Origin of the sequence: Paenibacillus taichungensis (assembly GCF_050994985.1) — a bacterium.
Classification (GTDB): Bacteria; Bacillota; Bacilli; order Paenibacillales; family Paenibacillaceae; genus Paenibacillus; species Paenibacillus taichungensis.
In genome coordinates this window covers 2,992,484-3,007,651 of record NZ_CP194720.1, presented here as the reverse complement: position 1 = coordinate 3,007,651, position 15,168 = coordinate 2,992,484, and the positions used below count along the sequence as shown (strand labels likewise).

At 42.9% G+C, this 15,168-nt stretch carries 16 protein-coding genes; 13 read left to right on the top strand and 3 right to left on the bottom strand.

Annotation, left to right across the window (positions count from 1 at the left end):
• Positions 1-69 precede the first annotated feature (69 nt).
• Positions 70-198 carry a DUF4023 family protein gene (locus tag ACR1R9_RS13415; protein ID WP_036664828.1) on the bottom strand — a complete coding sequence of 43 codons (129 nt, stop codon included), beginning with the start codon at positions 196-198 and terminating at the stop codon, positions 70-72.
• Positions 199-403: 205 nt separating this feature from the next.
• Here ACR1R9_RS13415 and ACR1R9_RS13410 point away from each other — a divergent pair, with 205 nt between their 5' ends.
• From ACR1R9_RS13410 to ACR1R9_RS13390, 5 genes are all read left to right on the top strand, one after another.
• Positions 404-1,162: a TrmB family transcriptional regulator gene (locus ACR1R9_RS13410; RefSeq protein ID WP_099854422.1), complete on the top strand. Its 759-nt coding sequence runs from the start codon at positions 404-406 to the stop codon at positions 1,160-1,162.
• A 105-nt stretch (positions 1,163-1,267) separates the two neighbouring features.
• Complete coding sequence (locus ACR1R9_RS13405) at positions 1,268-2,443, top strand: MFS transporter (RefSeq protein ID WP_433923445.1); 1,176 nt, start codon at positions 1,268-1,270, stop codon at positions 2,441-2,443.
• 260 nt (positions 2,444-2,703) lie between these two features.
• Positions 2,704-3,243: a sugar O-acetyltransferase gene (locus tag ACR1R9_RS13400; protein WP_433923446.1), complete on the top strand. Its 540-nt coding sequence runs from the start codon at positions 2,704-2,706 to the stop codon at positions 3,241-3,243.
• Between the two features lie 41 nt (positions 3,244-3,284).
• Positions 3,285-3,872 (top strand): sugar O-acetyltransferase, encoded by a 588-nt coding sequence (locus tag ACR1R9_RS13395; RefSeq protein WP_433923447.1) that lies wholly within the window; start codon positions 3,285-3,287, stop codon positions 3,870-3,872.
• 116 nt (positions 3,873-3,988) lie between these two features.
• Complete coding sequence (locus tag ACR1R9_RS13390) at positions 3,989-4,993, top strand: ROK family protein (RefSeq protein WP_326064364.1); 1,005 nt, start codon at positions 3,989-3,991, stop codon at positions 4,991-4,993.
• 132 nt (positions 4,994-5,125) lie between these two features.
• Here the strand turns inward: ACR1R9_RS13390 and ACR1R9_RS13385 are convergent, their stop codons facing one another.
• A complete protein-coding gene (locus ACR1R9_RS13385; protein ID WP_433948943.1) occupies positions 5,126-6,559 on the bottom strand; it encodes a glycoside hydrolase family 1 protein in 1,434 nt (477 codons plus the stop codon).
• A gap of 166 nt (positions 6,560-6,725) precedes the next feature.
• On the opposite strand from ACR1R9_RS13385, the gene ACR1R9_RS13380 reads away from it, so the two are divergent.
• The 3 genes from ACR1R9_RS13380 (at position 6,726) to ACR1R9_RS13370 (ending at position 9,459) form a co-directional block, all read left to right on the top strand.
• Complete coding sequence (locus tag ACR1R9_RS13380) at positions 6,726-7,694, top strand: LacI family DNA-binding transcriptional regulator (RefSeq protein WP_433923448.1); 969 nt, start codon at positions 6,726-6,728, stop codon at positions 7,692-7,694.
• A gap of 86 nt (positions 7,695-7,780) precedes the next feature.
• Entirely contained in the window at positions 7,781-8,989 is a 1,209-nt protein-coding gene (locus tag ACR1R9_RS13375; RefSeq protein WP_433923718.1) for a macrolide family glycosyltransferase, read from the top strand.
• Positions 8,990-9,165: 176 nt separating this feature from the next.
• Positions 9,166-9,459, top strand: coding sequence for a DUF3817 domain-containing protein (locus ACR1R9_RS13370; RefSeq protein WP_433923449.1), 294 nt, complete (start codon positions 9,166-9,168; stop codon positions 9,457-9,459).
• Between the two features lie 112 nt (positions 9,460-9,571).
• Here the strand turns inward: ACR1R9_RS13370 and ACR1R9_RS13365 are convergent, their stop codons facing one another.
• Entirely contained in the window at positions 9,572-9,709 is a 138-nt protein-coding gene (locus tag ACR1R9_RS13365) for a hypothetical protein (RefSeq protein ID WP_175382695.1), read from the bottom strand.
• Positions 9,710-9,877: 168 nt separating this feature from the next.
• Between ACR1R9_RS13365 and ACR1R9_RS13360 the strand changes: the two genes are divergently transcribed.
• From ACR1R9_RS13360 to ACR1R9_RS13340, 5 genes are all read left to right on the top strand, one after another.
• Complete coding sequence (locus ACR1R9_RS13360; protein ID WP_433923450.1) at positions 9,878-10,222, top strand: thioredoxin family protein; 345 nt, start codon at positions 9,878-9,880, stop codon at positions 10,220-10,222.
• Positions 10,223-10,418: 196 nt separating this feature from the next.
• Positions 10,419-11,441, top strand: a complete 1,023-nt coding sequence (locus ACR1R9_RS13355) for a LacI family DNA-binding transcriptional regulator (protein ID WP_433923451.1) — start codon at positions 10,419-10,421, stop codon at positions 11,439-11,441.
• Between the two features lie 117 nt (positions 11,442-11,558).
• Positions 11,559-12,551 carry an ABC transporter permease gene (locus ACR1R9_RS13350; protein ID WP_218642251.1) on the top strand — a complete coding sequence of 331 codons (993 nt, stop codon included), beginning with the start codon at positions 11,559-11,561 and terminating at the stop codon, positions 12,549-12,551.
• 15 nt (positions 12,552-12,566) lie between these two features.
• Complete coding sequence (locus ACR1R9_RS13345) at positions 12,567-13,454, top strand: carbohydrate ABC transporter permease (protein WP_076288356.1); 888 nt, start codon at positions 12,567-12,569, stop codon at positions 13,452-13,454.
• A gap of 67 nt (positions 13,455-13,521) precedes the next feature.
• Positions 13,522-15,165 (top strand): sugar ABC transporter substrate-binding protein, encoded by a 1,644-nt coding sequence (locus ACR1R9_RS13340; RefSeq protein WP_433923452.1) that lies wholly within the window; start codon positions 13,522-13,524, stop codon positions 15,163-15,165.
• Positions 15,166-15,168 lie beyond the last annotated feature (3 nt).

The following is a 15,168-nucleotide window of genomic DNA, read 5'->3' as shown; positions in this document are numbered from 1 at the left end:
TTTCTTGTTTTCTTGTGCTTGAAAAAATAAGAGCGATATTTCCCTAATTTGCTGCAATTGATTATTTCCTTACTTATTGGTGCTATGCTGTTTCGCCGGCAGTTTATCCGTTGGTGTACCTTTACCATTGTTTTTGTTATGACGTGCTTTTTCGGCGTTCTCATTCACTTTTTTTACAAAATCATGGGTGCTCTCCATGTTAAGCAAACCTCCTTCAAGGAATCAAAATGTGTAGCCTGAATCTTAATATAACCATTGGAAGGTCATTATATTTGGATGCTCCACTCTTACTGTAATATCATTACGACTAGTATGAAACGTCGGTGGGATAAACTGGACATGGGAAGTTCAGGCGTCTAAACTGTATAGAACGATACAAACAAGAAGGAGCCCGAATCGAACCATGTTGCAGAAATTCGGTTTTACACAATATGAAAGTCAGGTATATGAGGCCATATTTGCGCAGGATGCACCGCTTGATGCCACATCCATTGTTAGTTACTCCAATGTACCCAAGGCTAAGATATACGAAGTGCTTAATCGGCTTATTGATAAGGGAACCGTACTAACAACCATGCATGGGAAGAAAAAATTGTACATGGCGGTTGATCTTCAGTCCATTATCCTCAAAATAAGGGCTGACTTTGAGAAGGATATTGAGGAATTAAAGACGTATAAAATCAAACGTACATTCACTGATGAACATATCTGGACATTGAAGGATGCAACATCCATTGCATCGAATATTGAACAGCTTATTGAGGAAGCGGATTCATCTATCCTTTTTCTGGCCTGGAATGAGCAAATGGAGAAGTACCGGGAGCTTCTGGAGCAAAAAGAAGCTGAAGGTGTACATGTAGAGGTCCTGGCTGTAGGAGGACTGCAAACGTCTCTAGCCCATAAATATTCGTTAATTCCAATGCTTGAGGACAGTAATCTTGAGCCCTCGCAGCTAATCATTGTTGACCATGGTTATCTTTTGTTTGCAGGAATCGAACATGATTCATGGAAGGCGATCAAGACAACGTCCAAACCGATTGTTAAAGCAATGACGGATTATTTCTATCATGACGTCGCTCTTACTCAAATTACCAAAAAATACGGTGACCAGCTGCTTCAGGATGAAGAGATTGCACGTCTGCTGGCGCGATTAATTTATTAAAACGATGGTTCCAAAGCTATTCTTTCTGAGAATAGCTTTTTTGTATTGAAACCTCCTCTCAATTAAGTTACTATCGTAGTTGTAACTTTCGAGGAGGATTCAAAAATGAATAAAAAAGTATATGTCCTGGCAATCGCGGCATTTGTGGTTGGTACCGTTGAACTCATTTTAGGTGGGATTCTGGACTTGATTGCAACAGATCTTCATCTGAGCTTGGCCAAAGCCGGGAATTTAATTTCCATTTTCTCACTTGTCTATGCGTTATCTGCGCCTATTTTGTTAAATATGACGGCCAGATTCGAACGTAAAAAAGTATATATGTGCACTCTATTCGTTTTTCTAATCAGCAATCTCATCTCTGCGTTCAGTGCCAATTTCTATATGCTCTTGGCAGGCAGAGCATTGGGGGCCGCAACGGGATCTCTGATTTTTGTCCTGTCTCTGACGCTCGCAGCCCGTATTGTGGAGCCGCAGTATAAAGGGCGTGCTGTGGGGATTATCACGATGGGAGGAAGTGCTTCACTGATCCTGGGTGTACCTATCGGAATCTTTGTGGGTAATCTTGCTGGATGGCGTGAAGTGTTTATGTTGATCGCAATTTTGACTGCAGTAGTCATGGTTGCCATTGGCATTGCCATGGATCGTGTGCAGCCGATTCCGGCAGTATCCCTGAAGAAGCAGCTTACTGCTCTATGGAACCCAAAAATGCTGGCAATCCATGTTACAACATTGCTTGTGCTCGCAGGACACTTGACGTTATATGCTTATTTCACACCATTTCTCCAGGAAGCGCTTGGAGCCAGCTCAACAATGGTCACCTTTATCTATATGATGTTTGGTATCGCTGCTGTGGCAGGGGGAGGAATTGGCGGCATATTATCAGATCGTTTGCACCCAGCCAAAGCCATTATCATCGTGCTAATACCCTTTATCATAAGCATGGCGGTTATTCCATTTAGTACCGGGTTGCCTTTAATTGCCTTCTTGATTCTGCTAAGTATCTGGAGTGCGCTAAGCTGGACCGTTACCCCGGTACAGAATAGTCTGATTATCAAAACCTCACCGGCAACGGCTGAAACGTTAATTAGCACCAATTCAGGAATTGCACATGCGGGTATTGCTCTCGGAACTTATATCGGCGGGGTGGTTATCGATCATTCATCCATTATGTATACAGGATGGGTGGGATCGGTTCTAATCCTGATGGGTCTGGTGTCAGCCTTTTATGCAATTAGTCGCAAAGAGCAAACGGTTCATGCCGCCGAAAAATCGTTAGTATAAAAGTTATCTTTTCCAAATTGGTCTATATAGCTTCAAAAAACCTCTGCGGTCCAATAATTATTGGATTGCAGAGGTTTTTTGAATGACATTAGGCATAATATCTCTATATTCAATTTGCAAAGGAACTTGATTTATTTAGGTTATCCCATATAATTATTATAGCTTTATAAAGTGTCTTAATTTATTAGTTCGAAAATTAATATAGACGTAAAGGGGAAACAATCATGAGCAATATCACAACAAAATCGGAAAAGTAGAAAATGATCGATGGTGAACTGTACTTGGCTTCCGATCCCCAATTGTCTCAAGACAGGGAATATGCAAGGAAAATGACACGCATGTACAATCAGACCACAGAAACAGATGGTGAGCTCCGTACAAAGGTATTAAAAGAGCTGTTAGGTTCAACGGGTGAACACCTGAGCATGGAACCGAATATTCATTTTGACTATGGATACAACATTCATGTTGGAGAGCATTTCTATACCAACTTTAACTGTACGATACTTGACGTATGTGAAGTGCGCATTGGGGATAACTGTTTAATGGGACCTGACGTTCACATATATACCGCTACCCATCCCTTGAATCCATTCGAGCGGATAACAGGTGCAGAGTATGGAAAGCCAGTAACCATAGGCAATAATGTATGGATCGGAGGTAGGGCAGTTATTAATCCAGGAGTCACCATTGGGAACAATGTCGTAATTGCTTCCGGTGCCGTAGTTACAAAAGATGTTCCGGACAATATGATTGTTGGTGGAAATCCTGCTAGAATCATTAGAGAGATAGAGCTTTAATCTATTCATTTTGGACAGAAGAGTTGGAGGCATAAGAATTCATGACAGAAAAAGAGAAATCACAACTGGGACTACTGTATAATGCGAATTACGACAAAGAATTAATTGATGAGCGGTTGTACGCAAAGGGACTTTGTTACGAGTATAATCAGCTTCATCCTGGCAAGATCTCTGAGAGAGAGGCGCTGCTCAAAAAGTTGCTTGGGAAAACGACGAATCGTTTCCTGATCGAGCAGCCATTTGTATGTGACTACGGCTATAACATTGAAATTGGTGAGAACTTCTATAGCAATCATAATATCGTTATGCTGGACGGGGCAAAAATTAGTTTTGGTGACAACGTTTTTGTTGCACCAAATTGTGGATTCTACACTGCCGGTCATCCTTATGATGTGGAGCAACGTAACGAGGGTCTTGAAATTGTAGGTCCGATCACAGTGGGCAATAATGTATGGATCGGTGGCGGCGTGACTGTGCTTGCGGGTGTGACCATTGGAGATAACACAATCATCGGGGCAGGAAGTGTAGTTACCAGAGACATTCCTTCGGATGTAATTGCTGCGGGTAATCCATGCAGAGTTATTCGCAAAATAACGGAAGCAGACAAAACGAAGTATAGAAGAAGCTAACACAAGTGTATACGAACCTTCAGAATGCCCGATGTTTTTCATCGGGTGTTTTTAATACCTCTGGAGATATTGTATAGTTACTACATTGGAGAAGAAACTATGGAGTAGGGGTGCTTATGAAAATAGCGAACGCGTATTTGATGAAAGAAATTAATATAAACCATGTACGCCAGGTCATGAAACGGGTGGAAACAGCAACCAAGCCACAACTGGCCTCCTTGACCAAGCTCAGTGTAGTAACCGTCAATTCACTGGTCAAAGAGTTGTGTGAACTGGGTGAACTGTTTGAGGACGAGACAGTACCTTCCAACGGGGGAAGACCTGCATTAACCTACCGATATAATTACGATTTTAGCTTGGCTTTGGTTATGTATATCAACGAAAAGCAGGGGCAGGATCTGATTACAGCCACCGTCATTAATCTAGAGGATAACATGGTGTTTAGAGAAGAATATACGATGCCAGCCTTTGACCAGAAACACTTCTATGAAATCATTGGGAACGTACTGTCTCAGCATGCTTCCATTAAAGTCATCGGTATCGGTATTCCGGGACAGACCGTGAATGGAGAAATTACGGTGAGCAGTCACCGGCAGTTAGAAGGTATCCGCATGATTGAAGATCTTGAAGCACAGTTCGGATTACCAGTTCTGGTGGAAAATGATGTGAACGCTGCAATAAGCGGATATTGTGCAAAAAAAGAGTTGGACGAGGATCAATGTGTCATCGGAATTTATTTTCCAACCAAATATCCTCCAGGCATGGGCATTTATCTGAACGGTAAAGTGATCAAAGGAAAACTTGGCATGGCCGGGGAGGTTAAATACCTTCCAATGGGGATTGATTGGTATAATTCAGTGGAAAAGGAAGCGTTTATTGCAACGGTATGCAAAATGATTCAAACGGTAAATGCGATTCTTGCTCCAGATCAGGTTGTAATTTACCAGAAGATGGTTGAAGAAAATGCATTGGTTGAAGCGTGGCAAATGTATCAAGCGGATCTGTCGATGCCATCTTATCCTAATGTCATTCTGATCGATTCCTTCCGGGAAGACTTTGAAGCAGGGATGCGATGGCTAACATTGAAAGCGTTGGAACCCGATCTGGTTCAATTTAACTGAAATCGGGACTCACTATATTAGTAAAAAACCCCCCAGCAGCAAACCATACATCATCACATCATATTGCAATGTATGTCCTTGTTTTCTGTTGGGGGAAAGCAGGAATGTACCTGCTACAGCGGTATCACTTACTTAACGTTTTAGGCTCTTGCCGTTACTACCGATGATATCTTTGTACCAGTGGAACGACTTTTTGCGATACCGCTCGAGTGTTCCTGAACCATCGTCATGGCGGTCAACATAGATATAACCATAACGCTTTTTCAATTGTGCTGACGAAGCACTGACCACATCAATACATCCCCAGGACGTATATCCCATAACTTCAACGCCGTCTTCAATGGCTTCCCCAACCTGAACAAGATGATCATTTAAGTACTGAATGCGATAGTCATCTTCAACTGTCTTTTCACCATCAGGTCCAGTAATAAGCTCGTCCACAGCGCCCAGCCCATTTTCCACAATAAAGAGTGGTTTCTGATAACGGTCATAGAACATGTTCAAAACATAACGCAGTCCTTGCGGATCGATCTGCCATCCCCATTCACTTGCAGGCAAGTAAGGGTTAGGTATACCGCCAAGCAGGTTACCTTCACCTGCAACCTGTTTATCCGGATCAGCCGTTTGGCAGATACTCATGTAATAGCTGAAAGAAATGAAGTCGACGGTATGGAGCAGCATGTCTTCGTCGCCATCTTCCATCTGAATCTGGATTCCATTTTCACGGAAGTAACGTTTCATGTATCCAGGATAGCGGCCTCTCACATGAACATCTCCGAAGAAATAATTGCTGTGTTCGAATTCCATCACTTTAATCATGTCATCGGGATTCGGTGTTAGCGGATAAGTCGGCATACTGAGCATCATACAACCAATCTGTGCAGTTGGAATGATCTCATGACAGAGTTTCACAGCAGAAGCGCTGGCTACAAACTCATGGTGTATTGCCTGATAAAGATCCTGCTTGCTCAATTTCTCTTTTGGTGTGTAGATCCCACCACTCATAAAAGGTGCTTCCAGAATCGAATTGATTTCGTTGAACGTGAGCCAGTATTTCACTTTATTTTGATAACGTTTGAATACAGCAGTCACATAACGCTCGTAGAAGCCGACCATCTTCCGATTAACCCAGCCATCATATTCCTTGGAGAGATGGAGAGGTGTCTCGTAGTGGGAAAGGGTGACCAGTGGTTCGATTCCGTATTTATGACACTCGTCAAAGAGATCATCATAGAATTGAAGGCCTTCTTCATTGGGTTCCAGCTCATCGCCCTTAGGGAAGATACGGGACCAGGCGATGGAAGTACGGAATACCTTGAATCCCATCTCAGCGAACAGCTTGACGTCTTCTTTATAACGGTGATAGAGGTCAATCCCGATCAGTTTCATGTTATCTTCAGTCGGTTCTTCAGTAATTGGACCCATGATACCTTTGGGAGCCACATCCTGAGTAGACAAACCTTTGCCGCCTAAATTATATGCACCTTCAGCCTGGTTGGCGGCAATCGCACCACCCCACAGAAAGTTTTCGGGGAAATCAAATGATGGATGTTGAGAATGAGTCATGTGTATCGCTCCAATCGTTATGAATTCGTTGTGAATATTACATACAGCAGCACTGCATAAAAAAAGCTTAATCGTTGGAACGGGTTACACGTCAAGTTTTACTTTTTATTTATTTTGAGGCAAACTGTAATTCATCATAGAAAGTCAGCCAGAAAGGAGACTTCATGTGTCCAAATTTGATGAAATTATGAAGCTGTCCGGCTACTCGAAGGCCACGGTGTCCAGAGTAATTAATCATTCACCGCATGTGAGTGACGAGGCCCGGCAGAAAATAACACAAATCATGAAACAGCTAAACTATATCCCGAACCGAAATGCCGTTTCGTTATCTACCGGACAGACCAAGCAAATTGGAATTGTCACATCTGCCACCAACGAGATTATCCTTACGTTTATGAATCAATTCATTGATACAGCGATGGATTATGGATTCCAGACCCTGATCTATACTTCGCGTGGAGATAAAGAGATTGAATTGCAGGCGTTCGAGGATCTGCGGAGTAAACGGGTGGATGGACTGGTGATTATGACCTGTGTCAACCCTCCAGACAAACTGAAAGCCTACTGCGAGTATGGTCCGATTGTATCTTGGCAGCGGATGGGAGATGACGAAATTCCGTCAGTGGCTATGGATCAGGCGCAAGGCTACAAGCTGGCTCTGGAACATCTGGTGTCCAAAGGCTATTCCCGCATTGCCAATGCCTTTGGCAGAGCAGAAAGTCTGAATACCCAGAGTCGGCGTGAAGCCTATGAATCATTTATGACAGATAAGGGTCTGCCTGTATTGCGTGAGGCCTATCAATATTCCGTGTTTAGTTCATCTGACGGGGAAGAGGCGATGCGAAGAATGGCAAATGGGCCAGAACTTCCTCAAGCGGTGTTATGTTCAAATGATTATGCAGCAATCGGAATCTGGTCCGAAGCACGCAAACAGAATATACAAGTTCCCGAACAACTTGCCATTGTTGGCTTCGATGATATAGAGCTGTCCCGTGTGCTTGGAATAACAACCATACATAATCCAATTGCAGAACAAGCCACCCAGGCATTTCATCGATTATGGGCCGTCCTTGGCAAGCAGGAGTTACAGCCTCAGCAACTGAAATTTCAACTGATTGAACGTGCGACCACCTGAATTGATTTTTTTGGGAAGTAAAGTACATCATTGCTTACGAATTCTTACACCATTAGAGAACGTAGCATTGCAAAGGAGAGATTGTTATAGCACGTGTTTTATTTATTAACGGTGGATCAGAGGGACATGTCAATCCAACGATTGGCGTGGTACAAGAGCTTATTTCACGCGGGGAAGAGGTTGTGTACTTCACTATAGAAGCGTATCGGGAGCGTATGGAGAAGACGGGTGCTATTGTTCGAACCTTTGACGGTCAAAAAATCATTAAAGCCTTTGTCTCAGGTGGCAGAGATTATTTGCTCGAACGAGTCAACGGTCTTTTGCTTACGGCAGATATCGTCATTCCAAGCGTGCTTGAACAGATCAAGGGTGAACATTTTGATTACATCATCCATGATTCCATGTTTGGCTGTGGACGTTTACTTGCGCAAATTCTGAAGCTACCTGCAATTAATTCGTGTACTTCTTTTGCGCAGGCTGAAGAATCTTTCGATCATTTGCTGCAACACTTTTTCTTAAATGTTCCTGCCGAAATCGCCCAACCTATAAACGATACATTTCATAGCTTGACGATGAGGTTACAGAAAAAATATGAGGTGGAGATTGCTTCTCCCTACGAGGTGTTTTGCAATCCCGCGCCACTTACCATCGTATATACAACAAAGGAATTTCAGCCTTATGGAGAAGAATTCGACCACACGTATCAATTTGTAGGACCGTCCATAGTTTCGCGACTATCCCATGAAGACTTCGATATGGAAGGAATTAAAGGGAAAAGACTGATTTACATTTCACTGGGTACAATTTTTAACCAAGCTCTTGATTTCTATAAGCTTTGCTTGGAAGCATTGGGGAATACCGATTATACAATTGTCATGTCCGTAGGGGATAGAACACAGCTTGCTGATCTGGGAGCAATTCCGGAAAATTTCATCGTTAAACGTTATGTTCCACAAATGGATGTATTGCAATCTGCTAAATTATTTATCACACATGGCGGGATGAACAGTACCAATGAAGGTTTATATTACGGGGTTCCCTTCATTTTAATCCCTCAGAGCGTGGATCAGCCGATCATTGCAGAACAGGTTGTTAGTAGGGGAGCGGGCCTCCGTTTACAAATGCAAACCTTGACTGCCAATCAGCTGCGTGAAGCTGTGGATCATGTGTTGAGCGTTCCTTCTTTTGAGAAAGCTGCTGCGAATTTGAGGGAATCCTTTCGAAAATCAGGCGGATATCATTGTGCTGTTGATGCGATTTTCGAATTTAAGACTCAACATTTCATTCACGGATAGTTCAGTCATTAATTATTCAAAATTGAAGCATTTCCGGACCAGAACCATGCGGTATACTGAACAAGACGTTTCAAGAGAAGCTGCATTATTACAAATTATGTGGCTTCAACTTGAAACATCTTGTAACAAGTTACATATTTCACAAACTAGCCGCTGGAAAGGTGAGATTGAACAGGATGAAGACAGTCACAGGTCGATTCAGAATTGCAGGCATATGGGAAGGTGTATCATTGCTGCTGTTGATTTTTATAACTATGCCGCTAAAATATTTTGCCGATATGTCTTCCCCAGTAACCATTATGGGTATGATTCACGGTATTCTTTTTCCGCTATATCTGATTACACTTGTGCATTTGGCTGTTGTGAAGAAGTGGAAAGCTTCACGTTGGTTCATGGGATTGGTAGCAGGCTTATTGCCTTTCGGAACATTTGTATTCGAGTCCTATCTTCGCAAGAGAGACTGGAAGTAAGGCTTGCAAAAAAGAACAACAATGACAGCAGGCGACCAACTCCGGATGTTATCCGAACTGGTCGCCTGCTCGTTTCTGTGCAAATTCTTTTTTTGGAAAGAGTGCGAACGCGTTATTTTACAGTACCTTGCTGACGATCCGATAGCAGGCTAACTCCAATATCACCAGAGGCATCAGATACAGGTGCATACGCGGAGAAGGAGATAACGGCAATCAGGGCAGTAAGCAGAAAAACAAATGATTTTTTCATACAATAACCTCTTTTCATATGGGATGATCTTCCAACTATATTTTAATGCAGATAGGCTGTGTTTGAAAAGAAAATGTTTAGGGGAACGCAAAATTTGTACAGTTAGACATTCGTGATAAACTAGATTGTACAACACACTCGCGAAATGACTGAAAGGGATGACCCTTTATGAAAGAGATTAATGACATAACATCCATAGAAATGATCGAAGAGATGATTCAACAACATGAATTGGTTTTTTTATATGTATCTCGGCCAGAATGTAGCGTATGTCACGCCTTACTCCCCAAGATTAGGGAGTTACTAGAGCCTTATCCGATGGTGCACCTGGCACACATCAATGCCAACCAAGTGGAAGAGGTGGCGTCCAGGTTTCTTATTTTCACAGTACCCACGATGATTATGTTGGTGGAGCAGAAGGAATATATTCGAGCTGATCGCTTTGTACGCTTCGATCGATTGGAAGAGCAGGTGCAGCAGATTCATTATATGTACACCCAGAATGGGGAATAAGAAGCATGATTCAAGGCAGCTCCTATTTGAGCTGCTTTTTTGCATATCTGTCTCTAATTTTGGTGCTAAGCAACCATGCCATCATTAAAGCAAAAGAATGTGAAAAATAATTAAAAGAAAAAGTGTTGTATTGAAAACGGTTTTATGCTAATTTAAAATATATAAAAACGTTTTTATAGTAAAGGACCAAAAAATTATGGGAAAGATTACGATTAAAGATGTTGCAAGGGAAGCCGGCGTATCCATTTCTACGGTTTCCAACGCCTTGAATGGCGTAGATGTCTTGAATCCGGAGACCAAATCACATGTCCTGAAGGTGGCAGAGCGTTTAAATTACGTTCCCAACCTGAACGGCAAGCTGCTGAAATCCGGGCAAACCAAGATGCTGGGCTTTTTTACCACAAGTGTGTCGGGTCCGTATTTCTATAAGCTAGTTGAATCCATGTCTCGTGAATGCGATCGTCTAGGTTACGGACTAAATGTATTTGTGACCAAGGATAAGCAGGTCATTATGAGTAATATTCTGGGCCGGCGTGTGGATGGCGTCATTATCTACGAAGAGCTGCGAATTGATGAACAGGATATTGTCGCTATGGAGAAAGACAAGATCAAGGCTGTATTTTTGGATCGGGTCTATCAGAGTGATACGATGGGAAGCGTCATTTTTGACTCCTATGTAGCGGGTTATGAAGCGACCAAGTATTTAATTGGACTTGGGCACAAGAAAATTGCATACATATCCGGCGTGGACACCATGTTTGACAGTAATCAGCGTAGAGATGGATATCTGGCTGCTTTGCGTGAGTACCAGCTTCCGCTGGATGATGATTACATCTTACAGGGATATTTTGAGGAAGAGGGCACCTATAGTGCTGTGAAATCTTTTCTTCATCTGCATCCTGCCAAGCTACCTGATGCTTTTCTTGCAGGAAATGATGTGAGTGCAATCGGCTGCATCTATGCATTGAAGTCTCATGGCTTCGAAGTTCCTCAAGATGTAAGTGTAGTAGGCTTCGATGATATTGATATTGCCCAATATTTCTCCCCACCATTAAGTACCGTAAGAAACCAGATTGCAAGGCAGGGTATCCTGGCGATCAATCACCTGGTTCGCATGATTAAGAAGAAGGAACATGGGGTTTCACAAAAATTGGCGGGTGAACTTATCATACGGGGTTCAAGTCATGTGAAGATGGACCGGAGTGATTTTTTAACATAGCGGATGTAATCATTTCCGGTCTTTTTTAATTATTGATTTGAGATTAGGGGGTTTTTTTGTCGGAAAATAAAAACGTTTTTATGAAAGTATGCTTAAGTTGGAGGGGAGAAAAAGAGCGTGAGTAAATTAGCCGTAGAGACATCGTCAACCGGTAAAAAGCCTATAAAACCGGGGGGAAGGAAGCCAATCGGACAAAGAGTAAAAGAGTTCGTCATCGATTATAGAAGACAATGGGAAATTCAATCGATGATTATACCCGGCATCATTTTTATGATTATTTTTTGTTACATTCCGATATACGGATTGACGATTGCATTCAAAAATTACACCGTTATTGATACGCTGTCTAGCGCACCATGGGTCGGTTTGGAAAATTTCAGAATCATTATGTCAGACAAATACTTCTGGGATGCCGTAGTGAATACGCTAGGGATCAGCTTTTTGAAATTGGGTATCGGGTTCGTCATTCCCATTATCCTGGCAATCATGATCTATGAATTAAATAGCGGACGTTTCAAAAAGTTCGTGCAAACGGTTTCATATCTACCTCACTTTCTGTCCTGGATCGTACTGGGCGGCATGCTGATCACCTGGTTTTCAACAACAGGATTGTTTAATCAGCTGCTACTCAGTTTGGGAGTGATCTCGCAACCGCAAAACATTTTGCTGGATGCAGGCAAGTATTGGTGGATTGCAGTCTTATCCGATATTTGGAAAGAGGCCGGCTGGGGAACGATTCTGTATTTGGCGATTATGTCCAAGATTGATCCTACGTATTACGAGGCAGCCAAAATTGATGGTGCAAGCCGTCTCAGACAAATTTGGAATATCACAATACCCAACATGAAGTCGATCATTAGCCTTAATCTGATTCTTACTGTAAGCGGTTTACTTGGTTCCAATCTGGACCAGACGCTCGTTCTGATGAACTCGCAAAACCGTGACAAGGCAGAAGTCATCAATTCGTATGTATATCGTATGGGGATGTCACAGGGTGACTTTTCGTATGCTACCGCGGTTGGTCTGGGCGTCTCGATCGTGTCCGTTATTCTGTTAGTCACCGCGAACAAAATTACAAGCAAATTAAACGATAATCAATCTGTGCTGTAGAAGGAGGCATCCCGTGTGAATGGAAAGGTGGCTAAAGAAGATCTCGATAGTCGGATCTTTGATACCTTAAATATTATTTTACTCGCTATTTGTACTGTCATTATTGTGGTTCCGCTCTGGAATGTCATTATCTCTTCTTTTAGCTCAGGCAAGGCTTTGGCTGAAGGCGGGTTCATCTTCTGGTCACCGGAGTTCTCGCTGGAGAATTATAGAGCTGTATTCAACGATTCGAGTATCTGGCAAGCGTTCTTCATCTCCGTATCCAAAACAACAATCGGAGTCGTTACACATGTGTTCTTCTGTGCCATGGTCGGTTACGGTCTGAGCAAAAAGCATATACGTGGACGTAAACTGTACGTTGCCATGGGGGTTATCACGATGTTCTTCTCTGGCGGAATGATCCCAACGTACCTATTGATCAAATCACTTGGCCTGCTCAACAGCTTCTGGGTGTACATTATTCCGGCATTGTTCAGCTTCTATGATGTCGTCATTCTGATGAATTTCTTCCGGAATGTACCGGATTCCCTGGAGGAGTCAGCCAAAATCGATGGTGCAGGAGATTGGCATATTTTCCTCAAAATCTTCATCCCGCTGTCCATGCCAGCGATGGCAACCATTGCATTGTTCAATGGGGTTGGGCAATGGAATGACTTTATGACTACCAAGTTGTACATTACCGATCAGTCGCTGTATCCATTACAGATGATGCTGTACGAGATTATTGTTCAGTCCCAAACGCAGTCGATGCAAAATATCGGCGGTTCGGCAGTCATTGAAACAACGACTAAAGGGGTTCAACTGGCTACGATTGTTATTACAACACTGCCGATCGTACTAATCTATCCCGTCCTTCAAAGATACTTTATCTCGGGTATGATGCTGGGTGCAGTTAAGGAGTAACGGAAATCTATTGCTCGAAAGTTCGCTCTATTCAATATTTCTCACCTAACTTTAAGGAGGAAACAATATGTTCAAGATGAATAAGGCAGCAGGCAAAAAAGGAGTCAAACTGTGCGCGGCTTTGCTGACAGCGGTGATCATGATTACAGGCTGCAGTAGTGGATCAGGGGGTTCGAGCGATGGGAACTGGGTTTCCATTGAAGATCGCTATACAGTCGATCCGGAAAAACCAGCTTGGCAGCTGGATAAAAAGGAAGAAGCTACAGACCTAACTTGGTACGTTAATGCCGACTGGTGGAACACGGATTTCGGTAAAGACATTGTAACCAAGAAGATCAAGGAAGATCTGAACATCAATATCAAATTCATTACAGGTGATGACACGAAGTTGAATACGTTCTTTGCCGGTGGAGATATGCCTGACCTGCTGACAGTATTTGACTCTAACTCTCCTGTGGTACAGAAAGCCGCAACCTGGGCTATGCCGCTGAACGATCTTGCGGAGAAATATGATCCATACTTCAATAAAGTTGCGGCTGCCGATACCCTGAACTGGTTCCAGCAGGCTGACGGCAAGACGTATGGCTATCCAAACTACTCTAATACGCAAGCCGATTATGATAGCGGCAACATCCCAGCCAAAACAGCATTTATCATCCGTAAAGATGTGTATGAAGCTTTGGGAAGTCCTGTCATGGGAACGCCAGAGGAATTCGAAAATGTGATGAAACAGATCAAGGGAAAATTCCCAACGTTGATTCCATTTGGTTTTAACTCTATCGGTGAAGGAACAGGTTCACTCGGAGATGTGTTGCAAGACTTCATTGGTGTGCCACTTGAAACTGAAAATGGAGAATTCTATGATCGCAATCAGGATGAAGATTATCTTACATGGCTGAAGACTTTAAATAAGGTATATAGAGACGGAAATATCAGTGATGACAGCTTTGCTGATGATGGTACGGCCTTTGAGGAAAAAGTGAAATCCGGAAAATATGCAACATTGCTGATGGATGGTACACCTCAACAGGGTGGGAATCTGCAAATTTATCTGAGTGCCAATGAAGGCAAAGAGTATGTTGCCATTGATGGACCACAAAGCACCAAGGGTAATGCACCGACGCTCAATCAATCCGGTATTACTGGGTGGATGATCAACTTCATCTCCAAAGACGCCAAAGATCCAGCCAAAGCGATTCAAATCTTCACGTACCTGCTGAGTGAAGAAGGTCAGCTTCTAATGAACTATGGTATCGAAGGTGAGACGTATGAAAAGAATGCAGATGGTACGGTTGAGTTGCTCCCGGCTGTGAAAGACCTGCAACTGCACAACGCTGACAAATTCAAGAAGGAATACCGGTTGGGTGAATTCATGTTCTTTGGCCATGACCGTCACAAAGCACTGAGTGCGGATGCTTTCCCGGAAGCGATTAAACAAATGCAAGAGTGGGGCAAAGGAAAACTGAAACCACACTTCATTCTGGAGAATATTAGTCCAAATCAGGGAACACCTGAAGCACGTGCGTTGTCGGCGATCAACGCCAAGTGGAATTCAACCTTGGTAAGCATGGTTCGTGCCAAAGATGATGCCTCTTTTGACAATGCACTCGCCGCTTACAAGTCATTTTTAGGCGAAAATCGTTGGGATGAAATCCTGAAGGTTCGTAGTGAGAAAATGAAACAGAATAAAGAGAAATTGGGTATCCAATAAGAG